Source organism: Nocardiopsis coralli (genome assembly GCF_014892575.1).
GTDB lineage: Bacteria > Actinomycetota > Actinomycetes > Streptosporangiales > Streptosporangiaceae > Nocardiopsis > Nocardiopsis coralli.
In genome coordinates, this window is the sequence record NZ_JADBGI010000003.1 from 1 (window position 1) to 17,113 (window position 17,113).

12 protein-coding genes, 1 pseudogene and 2 riboswitches are annotated in these 17,113 nt (G+C 73.4%); of the genes and pseudogenes, 2 read left to right on the plus strand and 11 right to left on the minus strand.

The window, feature by feature from the left end; translation table 11 throughout:
- Positions 1 to 200: 200 nt before the first annotated feature.
- The 8 genes and pseudogenes from IDM40_RS27830 to IDM40_RS03485 form a co-directional block, all read right to left on the minus strand.
- Positions 201 to 944, minus strand: a complete 744-nt coding sequence (locus IDM40_RS27830) for a cobalt-precorrin-6A reductase (RefSeq protein WP_235997308.1) — start codon at positions 942 to 944, stop codon at positions 201 to 203.
- Positions 945 to 1,331: 387 nt separating this feature from the next.
- Positions 1,332 to 2,846 (minus strand): annotated as a pseudogene (locus IDM40_RS27835) (cobyric acid synthase); the annotation flags it as partial.
- 11 nt (positions 2,847 to 2,857) lie between these two features.
- Entirely contained in the window at positions 2,858 to 3,583 is a 726-nt protein-coding gene (gene cobF, locus IDM40_RS03460; protein ID WP_193120441.1) for a precorrin-6A synthase (deacetylating), read from the minus strand.
- The gene (gene cobN / locus IDM40_RS03465) at positions 3,580 to 7,170 is read right to left on the minus strand and encodes a cobaltochelatase subunit CobN (protein WP_193120442.1); all 3,591 of its coding nucleotides are present in this window, start codon (positions 7,168 to 7,170) and stop codon (positions 3,580 to 3,582) included. The genes cobF and cobN overlap by 4 nt, the downstream gene beginning before the upstream one ends.
- Positions 7,171 to 7,206: 36 nt before the next feature.
- Positions 7,207 to 7,352, minus strand: a riboswitch (cobalamin riboswitch).
- A gap of 32 nt (positions 7,353 to 7,384) precedes the next feature.
- The gene (locus IDM40_RS03470; protein WP_193120711.1) at positions 7,385 to 8,176 is read right to left on the minus strand and encodes an ABC transporter ATP-binding protein; all 792 of its coding nucleotides are present in this window, start codon (positions 8,174 to 8,176) and stop codon (positions 7,385 to 7,387) included.
- 71 nt (positions 8,177 to 8,247) lie between these two features.
- Positions 8,248 to 9,264: a FecCD family ABC transporter permease gene (locus IDM40_RS03475; protein ID WP_193120443.1), complete on the minus strand. Its 1,017-nt coding sequence runs from the start codon at positions 9,262 to 9,264 to the stop codon at positions 8,248 to 8,250.
- The gene (locus IDM40_RS03480; protein WP_193120444.1) at positions 9,261 to 10,301 is read right to left on the minus strand and encodes an ABC transporter substrate-binding protein; all 1,041 of its coding nucleotides are present in this window, start codon (positions 10,299 to 10,301) and stop codon (positions 9,261 to 9,263) included. The genes IDM40_RS03475 and IDM40_RS03480 overlap by 4 nt, the downstream gene beginning before the upstream one ends.
- A gap of 58 nt (positions 10,302 to 10,359) precedes the next feature.
- Positions 10,360 to 10,596, minus strand: a riboswitch (cobalamin riboswitch).
- Between the two features lie 39 nt (positions 10,597 to 10,635).
- Positions 10,636 to 11,301: a TetR family transcriptional regulator gene (locus IDM40_RS03485; protein ID WP_328806925.1), complete on the minus strand. Its 666-nt coding sequence runs from the start codon at positions 11,299 to 11,301 to the stop codon at positions 10,636 to 10,638.
- 266 nt (positions 11,302 to 11,567) lie between these two features.
- Here IDM40_RS03485 and IDM40_RS03490 point away from each other — a divergent pair, with 266 nt between their 5' ends.
- Positions 11,568 to 12,893 carry an MFS transporter gene (locus IDM40_RS03490; protein WP_193120713.1) on the plus strand — a complete coding sequence of 442 codons (1,326 nt, stop codon included), beginning with the start codon at positions 11,568 to 11,570 and terminating at the stop codon, positions 12,891 to 12,893.
- Positions 12,894 to 12,944: 51 nt separating this feature from the next.
- Here the strand turns inward: IDM40_RS03490 and IDM40_RS03495 are convergent, their stop codons facing one another.
- Both IDM40_RS03495 and IDM40_RS03500 read right to left on the minus strand, forming a co-directional pair.
- On the minus strand, positions 12,945 to 13,727 hold the full coding sequence (locus IDM40_RS03495) for a thioesterase family protein (protein ID WP_193120445.1): 783 nt from the start codon (positions 13,725 to 13,727) through the stop codon (positions 12,945 to 12,947).
- 57 nt (positions 13,728 to 13,784) lie between these two features.
- Positions 13,785 to 14,624 (minus strand): Rossmann-fold NAD(P)-binding domain-containing protein, encoded by an 840-nt coding sequence (locus IDM40_RS03500; protein ID WP_193120446.1) that lies wholly within the window; start codon positions 14,622 to 14,624, stop codon positions 13,785 to 13,787.
- 113 nt (positions 14,625 to 14,737) lie between these two features.
- On the opposite strand from IDM40_RS03500, the gene IDM40_RS03505 reads away from it, so the two are divergent.
- The gene (locus IDM40_RS03505; protein ID WP_235997294.1) at positions 14,738 to 15,760 is read left to right on the plus strand and encodes an AraC family transcriptional regulator; all 1,023 of its coding nucleotides are present in this window, start codon (positions 14,738 to 14,740) and stop codon (positions 15,758 to 15,760) included.
- Between the two features lie 90 nt (positions 15,761 to 15,850).
- On the opposite strand, the gene IDM40_RS03510 is transcribed toward IDM40_RS03505, so the two are convergent.
- Positions 15,851 to 16,963, minus strand: coding sequence for an acyltransferase (locus IDM40_RS03510; RefSeq protein ID WP_193120448.1), 1,113 nt, complete (start codon positions 16,961 to 16,963; stop codon positions 15,851 to 15,853).
- Between the last annotated feature and the right edge of the window lie 150 nt (positions 16,964 to 17,113).

Consider the following 17,113-nt stretch of genomic DNA (forward strand, 5'->3'; position numbering starts at 1 on the left):
CACCCCGAGGCGCCGTGCTCAGCCCACCACAACACCGACCCCCTCCCACCTGTCCAAGGCCGATGGGGGTGGCGCCGATGAGGGTTGCGAGAAGGCCCGGCCGGGCTAAGATCCGGCCCCGACGAACCACCACCCCCGAGGCAGCACTACAGAAAACCCCGACAACACCCCGACAACAACGGCGTCCCGGCACCGTCCCCTCAACGCTGGGAAAGCACCCAGGTGAACGCCTCGCGCACGTCGTGCACGGCCGGGACCCCAGCGGCTCCGGCGGGCCTACGCACGACGACGACCGGAACCCCGAGCGCCCGGGCCGCCGCCATCTTCGGCCACGTGTAGGCCCCGCCCGCGTCCTTGGTGACCAGGGCACCGGATCCGTGCCCCTGCATCAGCCCGTGCTCGCTGTCGAAGCTGTACGGGCCGCGGCTGGTGACCAGGCGCCAGGCGTCGGGCAGTTCCAGATCGGGGGCGTCCACGACCCGCGCGAGCACCGCGTGGTCCCGCAGGGCGGGCACGAAGCGGGCGAGTTCCTGGCGGCCGACGGTGAGGAGCGGGGGCCCGCCGTGCTCCCCCGCCAGTTCCGCGGCGAGGTCGGCGGCCTGCTCATGGGTGTCGGTGTAGTGCCAGGACGGGTCGGGCTCCCACGGCGGCCGTTCCAGCCGGAGCAGGGGGAACCCGTCGGCACAGGCTGCGGCCGCGTTGGCGCTCATCCCGCGGGCGAAGGGGTGCGTGGCGTCCACGACCACGTCGTACTCGGGCAGCACCGCGCGCAGCCCTTCCGCACCGCCGAACCCACCGATACGAACGCTGCCGACGGGCAGCCGCGGGCGGGCCACCCGGCCGGCGAGTGAGCTGGTGACGTCGATCCCGGCCTCGACCAGGAGCGCGGCGAGTTCGCGCGCCTCCGACGTCCCGCCCAGGAGCAGCACTCGAGGACCGCCCAGGAGCAGCACTCGAGGACCGGCCGGGGCCACCGCAGACGAGGCAGGCAACGACCGCCCGCGCGCATGCCCGTCGCCGACCGACCGGAGGTCGGCAGCACCCGTTCCAGGGCGCGCATCCGGGCCCTTGTCCAGGTCCGTGGGTGTGTCGGCACGTGTCGCCTCATCGGGCGAACCGCCATGTGTGTGCTCTGCGGGCACCGCAGCGCCGGGCGAGCCATACGTATCGGCACCCGCAGGCGCCTCACTGGACGGCGTCCCGGACGCGGCGACGCCTTCCCCCGGCGACACGTCCACATCCTCACCTGGAACGGCGCCTGTAGCGGGCATCGTGCTCGGCCCGGACCCTTCGGGCCCGGCAGCATCGGCGACCGCGTGGGACGTCGTACTCGGCGCGAGAACGGGCAGCTCCTCGGGCGCGCCCCCGCGCGCGAGGTCCAGCAGCGCGTCGACGTCGAGGTGGCGCTCCACCAACTCCCCGAGCACGTCCAACCGCCGCTCGCGCGCGGCCGCGAACCCCGTGCCGGACGGTTCCACGCCCAACGCCTCGGCCAGGAACGCCGAACGGAACTCGTCCCCCTCCAGGCTCCCGTGCCACATGGTCCCGAAGACCGCACCGGACCGCACGCCGCCCAGGAACTCCTCGCCCCCGCCACCGACCGTGACCCGGCCGTGGTGGATCTCGTACCCGTACGCGGGCGCCCCGAGCGCGCTCCCCGACGGTAGGCGCAGCGTCTTGCCTGCGGTGAACTCCGTCCGCACGTCGAGCAGCCCGAGCCCCTCGGCGCTCGCCCCGGCCGCCGCCTCCACCCCGTCGGGGTCGGCGATCGTGCGCCCGAGCATCTGGAACCCGCCGCACACCCCGAGCAGCGGCCGTCCCCTACGCACGTGTTCCTGCAGCGCCCGGTCGAGGCCGCGCGCACGCATCCACTCCAGGTCGGCGAGGGTGGACCGGCTCCCGGGCAGCACCACCAGGTCCGCGTCCGAAAGATCGTGCGGGGAGGACGCGAACACGACGTCGAGCCCGGGTTCCAGGCCGAGCGCGTCCACGTCGGTGAAGTTGCTGATCCGCGGCAGCCGCACCACGGCCACACGCCGAACGGAGCCCGCCCTGTGCGACGCATCGCCCCCGGACCGGCGCGCCGCCAGGTCCAGTGCGTCCTCGGAGTCGAGCCACACGCCCGGGTCCCAGGGCAGGGTTCCGTACACACGCCGCCCGGTCATCCGCTCCAGGTCGTCCAGACCCGGCCGCAGCAGCCCCGGATCACCCCGGAACTTGTTGACCACGAACCCCGACACCAGCGCCTGGTCGGCCGGTCCCAGCAGCCCCACGGTCCCGTACAGCGACGCGAAGACCCCGCCGCGGTCGATGTCGCCGACCACCACCGTGGGCAGTCCGGCGTGCCGCGCGAGCCCCATGTTCACGTAGTCGCCGGCGCGCAGGTTGATCTCGGCCGGGCTCCCCGCACCCTCGGCCACCACGACGTCGTACCGGGAGGCCAGGTCGTCGAAGGCGGCGTGCGCGGCCTTGGCCAGGTGCCGGCGCCCCTGTTCCCAGTCGGTCGAGGACAGGTCCCCCGCCGGATGCCCCATGAGCACGGCGTGGCTGCGGCGGTCACTACCCGGCTTGAGCAGGACCGGGTTCATGGCGGGTTCGGGTTCGGCCTGCGCGGCGAGAGCCTGCACCCACTGGGCGCGGCCGATCTCCGCGGGCTGCCCGTCGGGCCCCTCGCACACCATGGAGTTGTTGGACATGTTCTGGGCCTTGTACGGCGCCACCCGCACACCGCGGCGCGCGAGGGCCCGGCACAGCCCGGTGGTGACCACGCTCTTGCCGGCGTCCGAGGTCGCCCCGGCCACCAGCAGCCCGCGGCCGGCACGAACCCCCGCGCCGGAACCGTCCACCGCTCCCCCGCTCACGACGGCCTCCTCAGCAACGCGGTGTCCATGACCCAGCCGGCCCGTTCCTTCGCCCGCGCCCGGGCCGCTCCGATCTCCGGGAGCACGTCACCGACCCGGCCGGCGACCAGTTCCTCGGTACCGGTCCCGAGGTTGGCGCCCCACCAGACCGACCACTCCTCCAGGCCCTCGAACGCGGCCCGGGCGCCGAGCATCACGACGATGTCCCCGTGCCCCGCGGCGACGGCCTCGTCCAGCCTGCGCAGCGGGGTGACGTGCACCGGCCGCCCCACACCGTGCAGCACGATCCGGTGCCGGGCGGCGAGCAGCTGCGGGGCGCTGATCCCGGGCAGCACGTCGTATTCCACGGGGATCTCCGCCCGTTCGGCGATGCGCGCGACGATCCGCAGCGTCGAGTCGTACAGCGACGGGTCACCCCAGACCAGGAACGCCGCGGTGCCGCCCCGTTCGGCCAGCACCTGCTCGAACGCCCGCACCCGCGCCTCGTGCCAGTCGGCGACGGCCGCCCGGTAGTCGGCCGGGTCGTCGCGGTCGCGTTCGGGGTCGGGCACGGCCACCAGCGGCACCCCGTGGGCGTCGCACACGGCACGGCGCAGGTCGAACAGCCCGTCGTCGCGCCGTTTGCGGGCCGCCACCGCGTAGTCGCACCCGCGCAGCGCGGCGGCGGCCTCGGGGGTGAGCTGGTCGGGGCCCATGCCGATCCCGACGATGCGGACCCTCATTCGGAACGCGCCTCGATGTCGCCCTCGACCTCCAGGTACACCTCGGACAGCTTGCGCAGCGTGTCCTGGTCCGGCTCCTCCCACAGCCCGCGGCGGGCCGCCTCGTTGAGCCGCTCGACGATGCCGTTGAGCGCCCACGGGTTGGAGCGGCGCATGAACTCCTGCGTCTCCTCGTCGAGCACGTACTCGGCGGCGAGCTTCTCGTACATCCAGTCGTGCACGACCCCGGCCGTGGCGTCGAACCCGAACAGGTAGTCGACGGTCGCGGCGAGCTCGAAGGCGCCCTTGTACCCGTGGCGGCGCATCGCCCCGATCCAGCGCGGGTTGACCACACGCGCGCGGAACACCCGGGCGGTCTCGTCGGCCAGGGGCCGGGTCCGCACCGCGTCGGGCGTGGTCGAGTCACCCACGTACGCCTTGGGGGCGTCGCCGGTGAGCGCGCGCACGGTGGCGATCATGCCGCCGTGGTACTGGAAGTAGTCGTCGGAGTCGGCGATGTCGTGCTCGGCGCTGTCGATGTTCTTCGCGGCCACCTTGATGCGCCGGTAGTTGGTGCGCATGTCGTCGGCGGCCGGAACCCCGTCGAGCCCGCGCCCGTACGCGTAACCGCCCCAGGCCGTGTACACCTCGGCGAGGTCGCGGTCGTCGCGCCAGTTCCCGGACTCCACGAGCTGCAGGATCCCCGCTCCGTACGACCCGGGCGCGGACCCGAAGATGCGGGTGGTGGCCCGGCGGTGGTCGCCGTGTTCGTCCAGGTCGGCTCGGGTGTGGGCGCGCACGTAGTTGTCCTCGTCGGCCTCGTCGAGGTCGGCGACCAGGGCCACGGCGTCGTCGAGCATCGCGACCACGTGCGGGAACGCGTCGCGGAAGAACCCGGAGATGCGCACGGTCACGTCGATGCGGGGGCGGCCCAGCTCCTCGAGCGGGATCACGGACAGCTCGCTGACGCGCCGGGACGCCTCGTCCCACTCGGGCCGCACACCGAGCAGCGCCAGGACCTCGGCCACGTCGTCGCCGGACGTGCGCATCGCCGAGGTGCCCCACACCGACAGACCCACGGAACCCGGGTAGGTGCCGGTCTCCTCCATGTGGCGGCGCAGCAGCGAGTCGGCCATCGCCTGCCCGGTCTCCCACGCCAGGCGGGAGGGCACGGCGCGCGGGTCGACGGTGTAGAAGTTCCGGCCGGTCGGGAGCACGTTGACCAGGCCGCGCAGGGGCGAACCGGACGGCCCGGCCGGCACGAACCCGCCGTCGAGGGCGTGGGTGAGGTGGTCGAGCTCGTCGGTGGTGCGGGCCAGGCGGGGCGCGACCTGCTCGGCGGCGAACTCCAGGACCCGGCGCACGTCGGGGTCCTCGTGCAGGCGGGCCGCGGCGGAGCGGTCCCAGCCGGCGTCCTCCATGCCCTGGACGAGCGCGCGGGCCTGCGCCTCGACCTCGTCGACCTCGTTCGTGGGCGCCTCGCCCTTGAGCCCCAGGGCCGCGCGCAGGCCGGGCACCGCGGCGCCGACCCCGCCCCAGACCTGCGCGGCGCGCAGGACGGCCAGGGACAGGTTGATGCGGGGCTCGCCCTCCGGTGCCTCGCCGAGCACGTGCAGGCCGTCGCGGATCTGGGTGTCCTTGATCTCGCACAGCCAGCCGTCGACGTGCAGCAGGAAGTCGTCGAACTCCTCGTCGTCGGGGCGTTCCTCGAGCCCGAGGTCGCGGTGCATCTCGGCGGCGCGCATGAGCGACCAGATCTCCGCGCGGATCGCCGGGAGCTTGGCCGGGTCCATCGCGGCGATGTTGGCGTGCTCGTCCAGGAGCTGCTCGAGGCGGGCGATGTCGCCGTAGCTCTCGGCGCGCGCCATCGGCGGGACGAGGTGGTCCACGACCGTGGCGTGGGCGCGGCGCTTGGCCTGGGCGCCCTCACCCGGGTCGTTGACCAGGAACGGGTAGATGAGCGGCAGGTTCCCGAGCACGGCGTCGGGGCCGCAGTCTGCGGACAGGGCGGCGTCCTTGCCGGGCAGCCACTCCAGCGACCCGTGTTTGCCCAGGTGGACGACGGCGTCCGCGCCGAACCCGTGCTCCAGCCATCGGTAGGCGGCCAGGTAGTGGTGGCTCGGGGGCAGCTCGGGGTCGTGGTAGATCGCGATGGGGTTCTCACCGAAGCCGCGCGGGGGCTGCACCAGGACCACGACGTTGCCGGCCCGGAGCGCGGCCAGCACGAGCTCGCCGTCGTCGTTGACGTAGAGCTTGCCGGGCGCCGGCCCCCAGGTCTCGGCCATGGAGTCCTTGAGCGCGGACGGCAGGTGCTCGGTCCAGGAGGCGTACTGCTCCGGGGTGATGCGCACCTGCGCGTCGGTCATCTGCGCGTTGGTCAGCCAGTCCTCGTCCTGGCCGCCGGCCTCGATGAGGGTGTGGATGAGGGCGTCGCCGGCCTCGGTCTCGTCCTCGAGGTCCAGGCCGGGCAGGTCGGCGGGGTCACCGAGGTCGTACCCGTCCGCGCGCAGGCGGCGGAGCAGGCGCACGAGGGAGCGCGGGGTGTCGAGGCCGACCGCGTTGCCGATGCGGGAGTGCTTGGTGGGGTAGGCCGACAGCACCACGGCCAGGCGCTTCTCGGCCACGGGGACGCTGCGCAGGCGGGCGTGGGCGGCGGCGATCCCGGCGAGGCGGTCGCAGCGCTCGGGGTCGGCGGTGTAGCGGGGCAGGCCGTCCTCGTCGATCTCCTTGAAGGAGAACGGGACGGTGATGATGCGCCCGTCGAACTCGGGGATCGCGATCTGGGTGGCGGAGTCGAGCGGGCTGACCCCTTCGGCGGTCTCCTGCCAGTCGGCGCGCGAGCTGGTCAGGCACAGCCCTTGCAGGACCGGGACGTCCAGGGCCGCGATGCGTTCCACGTCCCAGGCCTCGTCGTCGCCGCCCGCGCTCGCGGACGCGGGGACACTGCCGCCGGCCGCCAGGACCGTGACGATGAGCAGGTCGAACTCGCGGAGTGCCTCGAACAGGTCGTCGGGGGCCGAGCGCAGCGACCCCGCGAAGACCGGGACACCCACGGCGCGGCCGGTGGCGTCGACGGCGTCGGCGAGGGTGTGCGCGAACGCGGTGTTCCCGCCGGCCTCGTGTGCGCGGTAGTAGAGGATGCCGACCTTGGGCAGCGACGTGTCGGCGGGGCTGTCGCGCTCGGCCACGCCCCACAGCGGGATGTGCTTGGGCGGTTCGAAACCCTCGCCGGTGAGGAGCACGGTGTCGGACAGGAACGCGTGCAGCCGGGCGAGGTTGGTGGGCCCGCCCTCGGCGAGGTAGCGGTGCGCGTCGGTGACCACGCCCATCGGGACCGTGGAGCGTTCCATGAGCTCGGCGCTGGGCTGCTGTTCGCCGCTGAGCACCACCAGCGGGGTCTTTCGCTCGCGGACCGCGGCCAGGCCGTGCCACAGGTCGTGCGGGGAGCCGAGCAGCCGGACCACGACGAGGTCGGCGCCCTCGACGGTGGCCTCGAGCTCGGTGTCGGTGGCGCGCGAGGGGTTGGCCCACGCGTACGCGGCGCCGCTGGCCCGCGCGGAGAGCAGATCGGTGTCGGACGTGGAAAGCAGCGCGATCCGTACCGTCATGGCCGGACTTCCTCCCCAGGGGTTCTCGCCCCGTCGATGGTCGGACCGAACGTGGACAGTGTCTGGCTGGTCCCCTGCGGGGGACATCACAGTGGCGGAACCGCCCCGGACTCGCACCGGGTTCCTGCGTCACGAACGAAGAGCTCACACACTAACGGGCGGCCGTGACCGGCTTGCATCTGGGCCTCCGACGACGCCCTTCCGGCCGCCCCCGTCACACGTCGGGGTCCCCGCGGCGCAGGAACCGGACCACGGGCCGCTCCCCCTCGCCGGTGACCTCGGCCCGCACCCCGTAGACGTCGCGGATCAACGCGGGCGTCAGCACCTGCCCCGGGGTGCCCTCCGCGACCGCGCGTCCGTCGCGCAGCACGACGAGCCGGTCGCAGTACATCGCCGCCAGGTTCAGGTCGTGCAGTGCGATCACCGTGGTCACGGGCAGGCTCACCGCCAGTTCCAGCAGGTCGAGCTGGTACTGGATGTCCAGGTGGTTGGTGGGTTCGTCGAGCAGGAGCTCGCTGGGTTCCTGGGCCAGCGCGCGGGCGATCTGCACACGCTGGCGTTCCCCGCCGGAGAGCGTGTGCCAGGACTGCCCCGCGCGGTCGGCCAACCCGGTGCGTTCCAGGGCCGTGTCGACCGCGCGCCGGTCGTCCGGGGTGACCGGGGTCCAGGCACGCCGGTGCGGGATGCGGCCCAGCCCGACGACGTCCCGGACGCTCATCTCGGTCTGGGTCTGGGACTCCTGCTGCACCACGGCCACCCGGCGCGCGACCGCCCGGCGCCCGACGCTCGGCAGCGGGTCCCCGTCGAAGGTGACCGTGCCCGCGGTGGGCCCGAGCACCCCCGCCAGGAGCCGGAGCAGCGTGGACTTGCCGGACCCGTTCGGTCCCAGCAGCCCGACCGTCTCCCCCGGGCGCGGGGCGAGGGTGACACCGTCGAGCACCGCGCGGTCCCCGATCCGGCGCACCACCCCGTCCGCGCGCAGGTGGCCGCCCCGGGCCCCGGACACGGCTTCGGCGGCGTCCTCGGCGGCGGTTGCGGCCGTACCCGCCCCGGCAGCGCCGAAGGTTCCGGTCTCACTCACGACTTCCCCCTGGATCGGTACAGGACGGCGATGAAGGCGGGCACCCCGACCAGCGAGGTGACCACACCGACGGGGATCTCCTGCGGGTCGAGCACGGTCCGGGCGAGGGTGTCCACCCACACCAGGAACACCGCGCCGATCACCGCGGTCACGGGCAGCAGCCGCGCGTGCATCGCCCCGGTCAGCATCCGGGTGGCGTGCGGCAGGATCAGCCCCACGAAACCGACCGCGCCCACGCTGCTGACGAGCGCGGCTGTGAGCAGGGCGGTCGCGGTCAGCAGCACCACGCGCGCCCGCGCCACCCGCACCCCGAGCGAGGCGGCGGCCTCCTCCCCGAACGCGAACGCGTCCAGGGTCGTGGTGTGGGCCAGGCACACGGCCATCACGACCGCCAGCACCCCCGCGCACAGCACCACGTCGGCCCAGCCCACGTTGCTGAACGAACCCAGCAGCCAGAAGAGCACGCCCTGGGTGGTCTCCGCGTCCGCCGACAGCAGCACCGTGAACGAGGTCAGCGCCGAGAACAGCTGCATCGCCGCGACGCCGGACAGCACGACCCGGTCCATGCTCCCGCCGAGGCTGAGGCTGAGCAGCATGACCATCCCGAAGGAGAGCAGCGCCCCGACGAACGCGCCCGCCGACAGCGACACCACGCCGCCGCCCCAGCCGAGCACGATGACCGCGACCGCGCCCGTGGACGCACCCGAGGACACCCCGAGCACGAACGGGTCGGCCAGCGGGTTGCGCAACAGGGACTGCATGACCGCCCCGCACAGCGCCAGCCCGGCGCCGCACACCGCGGCGATGAGGGTGCGGGGCATGCGCAGGTCCCACACGATGCCGTCCTGGATCGGGGTCAGCGGGCTCTCGCCGATCCCGAGCCGGGCCCCGAGTGACGCCCACACCCCGGCGGGGGTGATGGACGCGGGGCCGATGGTCACGGTGACCGTCACCGACAGCGCCAGCGCGGCCAGACCGCCCGCCAGGAGCAGGGCCGGACGGGTGCGCCTCACTCGGCGAGCCCGAGGTCGCGCAGCCCGTCGGCGACCTGCTCGACGCCCTCGACGGTGCGGATCGAGGGGTTCATGGCCTGGCCGCTGAGCAGGATGTAGCGCTCCTCCTGCACGGCGGTGAGGTTGCTGGTGGCGGGGTTGTCCTCGAGGAAGGCGATCTTGTCCTCGGCCGACTCCGCGGTCTGGGAGTCGCGCGTGAGGTCGCCGAGCACGATGGCGTCGGGGTCGCGGTCGGCGACGGTCTCCCAGTTGATCTGGGGCCACTCGTCCTCGGTGTCGTCGAAGGCGTTCTCGGTCCCGGTCTCGGCGGTGATGGCTCCGGGTGCACCGCAGCAGCCGGCGAGGAAGGGCGACTCGGAGTTGGCGAACCAGTACATGAGGGAGACGTCGGAGGCCTCGAGGTCCTCGGTCGCGGTGTCCACCCGGCCCTGGAGCTCGTCGACGAGTTCGTCGCCGCGGTCCTCGACGTCGAAGACGTGGGCGAGGTCGTCGATCTCCTCGTAGACGGCGTCGAGGGTGAGGGCCTCGGAGCGGGATCCGTCGCCGCCGCTGTCGTTGTCCTTGCCCCAGGCGCAGTCGGACGGGGACACGTAGGCGGGCACGCCGAGGTCCTCGAACTGGTCGCGGGTGGCGACCCCGCCCTGGCCGAGCGTGGAGACGAAGGAGGCGCTGACGAAGTCGGGCTCGGTGTCCAGGACCCGTTCGAAGGAGGGCTGGTTCTCGGCCAGGCGCGGAACCTCCTCGGCCGCGTCCTCCAGGCCGTCCATGACCGGGTCGGTCCAGGTGGCGCCGCCGGCGATGCGGTCCTCCAGGCCGAGGGAGAGCAGGATCTCGGTGCTGCCCTGGTCGAGGGAGACGGCCTGCTCGGGCGGGGCGTCGACGGTGACCTCGTGGCCGCAGTTGTCGACGGTGCGCGGGTAACCGGCGGCGTCCGCCTGGGAGCCGTCGTTCCCGGAACCCTCGGGCGACGTGCACGCGGTGAGGAGGAGGGAGGACGCGAGGAGCGCTGCCCAGGTGCTGGGCACGGAACGGGACATGGATGTGCCTCGGAGGAGTCGGGGCTCGGTCGCGGAGCCTGGCTTCGGTGCCCCGCGCGGGTGGCGCGGGGTGCCAGCAGGTCTTCGGACTCGGGTTCACCCGGACGGGACGCCTTCCCGGTGGCGGCCTCCCCGACCCTGCTGGTCGCGGCGGCCCTCCCAGTGGCACGTGTGCGCTCGATGCACGCCACGTGTGCCCCGCCCGTCACCCTCACCGCTGCGCGTCAGTTCCGGATTCGCACCGGATTCCCTGACCACATCCGTGGTTCGACTGGCCGGGGCAGAGTACCAAGTGTCCGCTTCCGCCCCGTTCGGCGGGCGGCGCCCTGCCCCGTCACCCCGTGGTCTCGGGCGCGGTCCACAACCCCACGAGCGCGTCGACGAGCTCCCCGGTGAAGCGGTCCCATCCGGCCTCCGGGTCCTCCCCCTCGGCGAGGGCGCGCTCGCGTTCGGCGCACATCTGCACCAACAGGTGGGCCGACATCTCCCCGCGCGCGGCACGGGTGCGTTCGGACAGCCCGGACAGGCAGGCGTCGAGCCCGTCGACCACCCGGCGCAGGGACTCGGCCTCCAGCGCCTCGTCGGCCATCATCGAACGCGACGCCGGGTCGGTGCGTACCTGGGCGGAGAAGCGCGCGTACCAGGTGGGGGCGGTGAGGGAGGCCAGGTGTTCGGTCACGGGCGCCACCAGGCACCTGACCCAGTCGCGTGCCCCGGCGCCGTCCCCGAGCTCGGCGGTCATGGCGGTGCGGCGGCGTCCGACCGGGTCGGTGTGGGTGCGCACGATCGCGCGGATCAGGTCGCCGCGGGTGCCGAAGTGGTACCCGACGGCGGTGTTGTTGCCCTGGCCTGCCTCTTCGGCGATGCGGCGGTTGGAGACCGCGTACAGGCCGTGTTCGGCGAACAGGCGTTCAGCGGTGGTGAGGATGCGGGCCCGGGTCCCGGCCGCTCTGGACCGCCCGCCCGCGGCGTTCCCGGTTCCCTCGTCGGCCAGGTCCACGTCGTCCTCCGTGCCGTTCCGTGCAGCGTTTCTGTGCGACGCCGCTCGTGTGCAACGCCGTCCTCCGTACCGCACACCCGCGGCACGCCGTTACACTAAGTCAAGTGACTGACTTAAACAAGACGAACACGGACGGGCCCCGCGCCCACACCGGCGCTCCACCCCCGTCCACCCCGGCACACACGGCGGTCGCCACCAGGCACGCACCCGCGCGCCCGGGTGCGGTCATCGCGGTCCTGGCGTTCGCGGGGATCGTCGTGTCCCTGATGCAGACACTCATCATCCCGCTGGTCCCGCAGCTGCCCTCCCTGCTGGACTCCACCGCCGACCGCACCGCCTGGGTCGTGACCGCCACCCTCCTGGCCGGCGGTGTGGCCACCCCGGTCATGGGCCGGCTCGGCGACATGTACGGCAAACGCCGCATGGTGCTGCTCAGCCTCGGCATGCTCGTTGCGGGATCCGTGCTGGGTGCCCTGAGCGAGACCGTGGGACCGATGATCGTGGCCCGCGTGCTGCAGGGGCTGTCGGCGGGTGTGATCCCGCTCGGTATCAGCGTCATGCGCGACACCGTGCCCGCCGACCGGCTCGCCTCGGCCACCGCGACCATGAGCGCCTCCCTCGGTGTGGGCGGTGCGCTCGGCCTGCCCGCCGCCGCCCTGCTCGCCGAGAACGCCGACTGGCACCTGCTGTTCTGGGTCTCCGCCGGTCTGGGTGTACTCGCGACCGGCCTGATCCTGTGGGTGGTACCGGAATCGGAGGTGCGTTCCGGGGGACGCTTCGACCTGGTCGGGGCGATCGGGTTGTCGGTGGCGCTCCTGTGCCTGCTCCTTGGTATCTCCCAGGGGGCCGCGTGGGGGTGGAGCAGCGGCCTCACGCTCGGGTCGTTCGCCGTCTCCGCGGTGGTGCTCGTGGTGTGGGGGTTCTGGGAAGTGCGTGTGGAACGCCCGCTCGTGGACCTGCGGACGACCGTGCGGCGACAGGTGCTGCTGACCAACATCGCGTCGGTGGCGTTCGGCTTCGCGATGTTCGCCATGTCCCTGGTGCTGCCGCAGTTGCTGCAGCTGCCCACCGAGACGGGTTACGGGCTCGGGCACGGCATGTTCGTGGTCGGCCTCGTCATGGCGCCGTCCGGGCTGGTCATGATGGCGATGGCCCCGGTGTCCGCGCGGATCTCACGCGCCTACGGGCCGCGGACCACGCTCATGGCCGGCGCCGTCGTGGTGGCCTGCGGGTACGGGCTCACGGCGGTCCTCATGTCCTCGGTCTGGCACCTGGTGCTCGCCTCCAGCGTCATCGGCGCCGGGATCGGGCTCGCGTACGGGGCCATGCCCGCGCTGATCATGGACGCCGTGCCGGCCTCGGAGACCGGTTCCGCCAACAGCCTGAACACCCTCATGCGTTCGATCGGGACCTCGGTGTCGAGCGCGGTCGCGGGTGTGGTGCTGGCGCAGATGACGGTGTCCCTGGGCGGTGAACCGGTGCCGTCGCAGGAAGGGTTCCGACTGGTGCTCGGTGTGGCCGCGGGTGCGGCGGTGGTGGCGCTGCTGATCGCGCTGTTCCTCCCGAAGCGGCGCGCGTCGGTGCTGGGCTGAGGCCGGCGGGCCGTCCGGGGAGGGGTCGGCGCTCCGGCCCTCCGGGCGCGGCTACCCGAGGACCCGCGCGAACAGGCTCTGCGTCGCGGTTCCCACCGGACCCTCGACGTCGCCGAGCGCGGTCGAGGTGAGCGCCCCACCGTCCGGGGTCGTGGTGGTCTCGGCGTCGACCAGCAGCCATTCGGTGGCCGGGTCGCGGTGCAGCACGACGTGGAGGTCGCAGTTGATGGCCGGGTACCGCGTCGGGTCCAGCGCCAGGCTGATGCCGCTCGCCGAGTCCGCGAGGAGCACGGTGCGCTGCCAGGGCGACATCCGCTCGTCCACCAGGAGCGGGATGTTCGAGCGGCCCCACGACCGGGAGGGGCCGAGGCCGCTCACCGAACCCGCGGTGGTGCGCCACTCGACGACCGACAGGTAGCCGCCGGTGTGCGCACCTGGCATCTCGATGCTCTTGCGCTCGGCGGGGATCTCCGGGGGCTCGGGGGTGGACCCGGGACGGGTCGGGAGCTCCGGGGATGTGGTGCGCATGCGCCAGGCGCGGGCGGTGAGCACGGCACGGCCGCCGGCGTACGCGTGGGCCTCGAGGAGTCCGACGCTGCGTCCGGGGCGGATCTCGGCGGCCTCGATGCTCATCGGTTCGAGCGGGACGGGTCCGAGCACGTCGACGGTCACCCGCGCCAGGCGGTGGTCCGGGCCGGGGAGAAGGTCCTCGAGCGCGCCGACCAGGAGCGCGGACGGGGGTCCGGCGTGCTGGTGCTCGGGGCTCCAGGGGCCCGCGGTCGCCGGGGTGGGGGTGAACTCGGCGGGGCCGGTGCGTTCGTAGAACACGTCCATGCGGGGCTCCTCCCTCGGGGCCTCCTTCCTACCAGAACCGCGTTCGGGTGCCCGGGGTCAAGGAGTCCAAAGACCGGTGCCGGCGACCTCACGGGCGTAGGCGGCGAAGTCCTTCGGCGGCCTGCCCAACGCCCGCTGCACGCCGTCGGCCGTGTGCGAGTTCCGTCCGTCAAGAACGACCGCGAACAGCCCCCCGAGCATCGTCCCGACCTCGGCCGGCACCCCCTCTTCCGCGAGCGCCCCCGCGAAGTCCTCGTGCGTGATCCCGGTGAACCCCACCGTGCGTCCGGTGGCGCCGGAGATCTCCGCGGCGGCCTCGCCGAAGCTCAACGCCCGCGGGCCGGTCAGCTCGTACACCGCCCCGGCGTGCCCGGGCCGGGTCAGCGCGGCCACCGCCACGTCGGCGATGTCGCCGGCGTCGACGAACGGTTCCCGGACCCCGCCCACCGGCAGAGCCAGGTCCCCGGCCAGCACCTGCGGCAACAGGAAACTCTCGCTGAAGTTCTGCGCGAAGAAGGCGGAGCGCACGACCGTCCACTCCGCGCCGGCGTCGGCGACCGCCCGTTCGGCGGCGAGCGCTCCTTCCTCCCCGCGCCCGGAGAGCAGGACGACGCGCTGCACCCCGAGGTCCGCGGCGGTCCTGGCGAACCGGCCCACGGTCTCGGCCGCGCCGGGCACGGCGAGGTCCGGCTGGTAGCTCAGGTACAGGCCGCCGACGCCCTCCAGCGCGGGTTCCCAGGTGGCGGGGTCCTCCCAGGAGAACGGGGGTGTTCCGGTGCGCGACCCGAGACGCACGGGGTGTGCGAGGTCGCCGAGGCGGGCTGCGACGCGGCGTCCGGTCTTCCCGGTGCCGCCGGTCACGAGGATGGGCTGGGGGTTCTGCTTCGCGTTCGGCATGCCTCCGAGTCAACGCCGCCCCGGACCCGTGTTCCATGGCCGGAACGCTCCCCCGCATACGCGTGCGTCCCGGTGCCGTGGACACCGTGAACGGCGCGGGCGAGGATGAGGCCATGGACGCCCTGAACGCCCTCCTGGACGGTCCGAAGGCACGCGGCGCCTTCCTCCAGCGTTCGGTCCTCAATCCCCCGTGGTCGCTGCGGGTGGAGGACCGGGCACCGCTGTCGATCGTGGCCCTCACCCGCGGTTCGGCCTGGCTCAGCGCGGCGGGCGACCGCCCCCGGAAGCTGGGCGCGGGCGACGTGGTCACGGTGCGCGGACCCGAGCCGTACACACTGGCGCACGCCCCGGACACACCCGCCACGGTCGTGGTCGGCCCGGACCAGCGGTGTTCCAGCGGGGGCGTGGACGTCACCGACAGCGGGGCCCTGTCGGTGCGCACGTGGGGCGAGGCCCCAGGGCCGGAGGCCGCCGTCGTGCTCAGCGGTACCTACCGCGCCCCGGGGGAACTCGGGTCCCACCTGTGGCACGCGCTGCCCCAGGTCCTCGTCCGCCCCGCGGGCACGGGGTCCGGCACTGCCTCCCTCGTGGAACTGCTCGGGGCCGAGGTCGGACACGACCACCTCGGGCAGGCGCTCGTCCTGGACCGGGTCCTGGATCTGCTGCTCGCCGGCATGGTGCGCGACTGGCTGGCCGAGGGCGGCGCGGGGATCCCCGGCTGGTACCGGGCGGAGGCCGACCCGGTGGTGGGCCGGGCGCTGGGGCTCATGCGCTCCGCCCCCGAGCGCCCGTGGACGGTCCCCGCGCTCGCCGCCGAGGCAGGGACCTCACGTGCGGTGCTCGCCCGACGGTTCACCGCGCTCGTGGGGGCGCCGCCGATGGCCCATCTGGCACGGTTGCGGCTGGCCCTGGGTGCGGACCTGCTGCGCGGTTCGGACGCGACACTCGCCTCGGTCGCGCGCCGTGTGGGGTACGGAAGCGCGTTCGCGTTCAGTGCCGCGTTCAAGCGCCGGTACGGGGTGAGCCCGAGCGCCTACCGGGAGGCCGGGCCCGGTCCGGACCTCCCGGTGAGCGGTGTGGACACGCGGACCCACGTCCTGGGCGGCGGACACCGCCCCGAGCACGTGGATCGATAGCCGCCCGACGCAACTCGGTGGACGCCGGGATGCGAGCCGACCGCGCCGCCGGCGTGCACGGATGCGCGGCGGCGGCGCGAAGGATGTGTGTCAGACGGTGGACCTCAGGTACGGGATCCGCTGCATGACGGCGACCACGGCGATGCTCACCACCGCGGTCGCGGCCGCGTACCCGCACGCCGCGAAGAACGCCGCTCCCCCGTCGGGTGTGCCGCCGAGGTCGCGGAGGGTGTTGAGCACCATGACGTGCACGAGGTAGACGCCGAAACTGAGGCCGGAGAGCACGCCGACCACCCGGCCGATCCCGTGTGCGGCGGGCCCTCCGATGGCGGCGAGCTTCAGGCCCGCGCTCCGCAGCAGCAGGAAGGCGCCCACGGACGCCAGCACCATCGGCGGCGACAGGAAGTCGTACATGTACTCGGCGCCGGTCCCCCACTCGCCGGCCGCGCGTGCGGCGGCCCACGCCCCGAGCACGATGCCGGCGACACCCGCGGTGAACATCAGGCCCCCGTACCGCAGGGCCCGCGGCCCGGGGTCGCTGGTCATCAGCAGCCATCCGAGCAGGTAGTAGCCGAGGAACGGGAGGAACTGGGTGGCCGCGGTCGATCCGCCGACCCCGTCCACCAGCGCGAAGAGCTGGTCGGCCGCGCCGATGCCGAGGGTGAGCCCGGCGAACCACCACAGCCCGGTGCGGGAGGTGTAGGCGACGACCGTGCGCAGGAACGGGGTGAGCAGGTACAGGCCCGCGATGACGTACAGGAAGTACAGGTGGATCGACGGTGTGCCCGCGGAGGCCGCCTCGAGCGCGCCTTCCGCGCCGAGGCCGTCACGCCACCATTCCCAGGCCAGGTAGGCGGCGGTCCACACGACGAGCGGGATGCCGATCTTGGCCCACCGTTTGCGGTAGAAGGTGGCGGCGTCCTCGTTCTCGCGCGGGCGGAGGAGCAGGCCTCCGCTCATCATCACGAAGACGGGCACGCACCACCGCAGGGCGGAATCGATGATGTGCGCGCCCCACCAGGCCTGACTTCCGAGCTCGGCGTGTGTGGTGCTGACGAGCGGGCTGAAGGCGTGTACGAGGACGACGGCCCCCATCGCGCAGACCCGGGCGAGATCGATCCAGTTGGTCGCCGGAGCCGCGGTGTGGTTCGGGGCGCTTTTCGTCGACGCCGGGCCGCCCGTAGGGGTTTCGTCGACTCGCATCCCCCACCGATACCATTTCGTTATTCGGGCGCTCAACCCTGTGAGCCCGAGTTCGTACATGGCACGTCGCACATTACGCGCTCGACCTCCTGCGACGCTCTGCCCACGGTTTCGGTCACAACAAGTTCGTCCGGACGACATGTCCCCAAC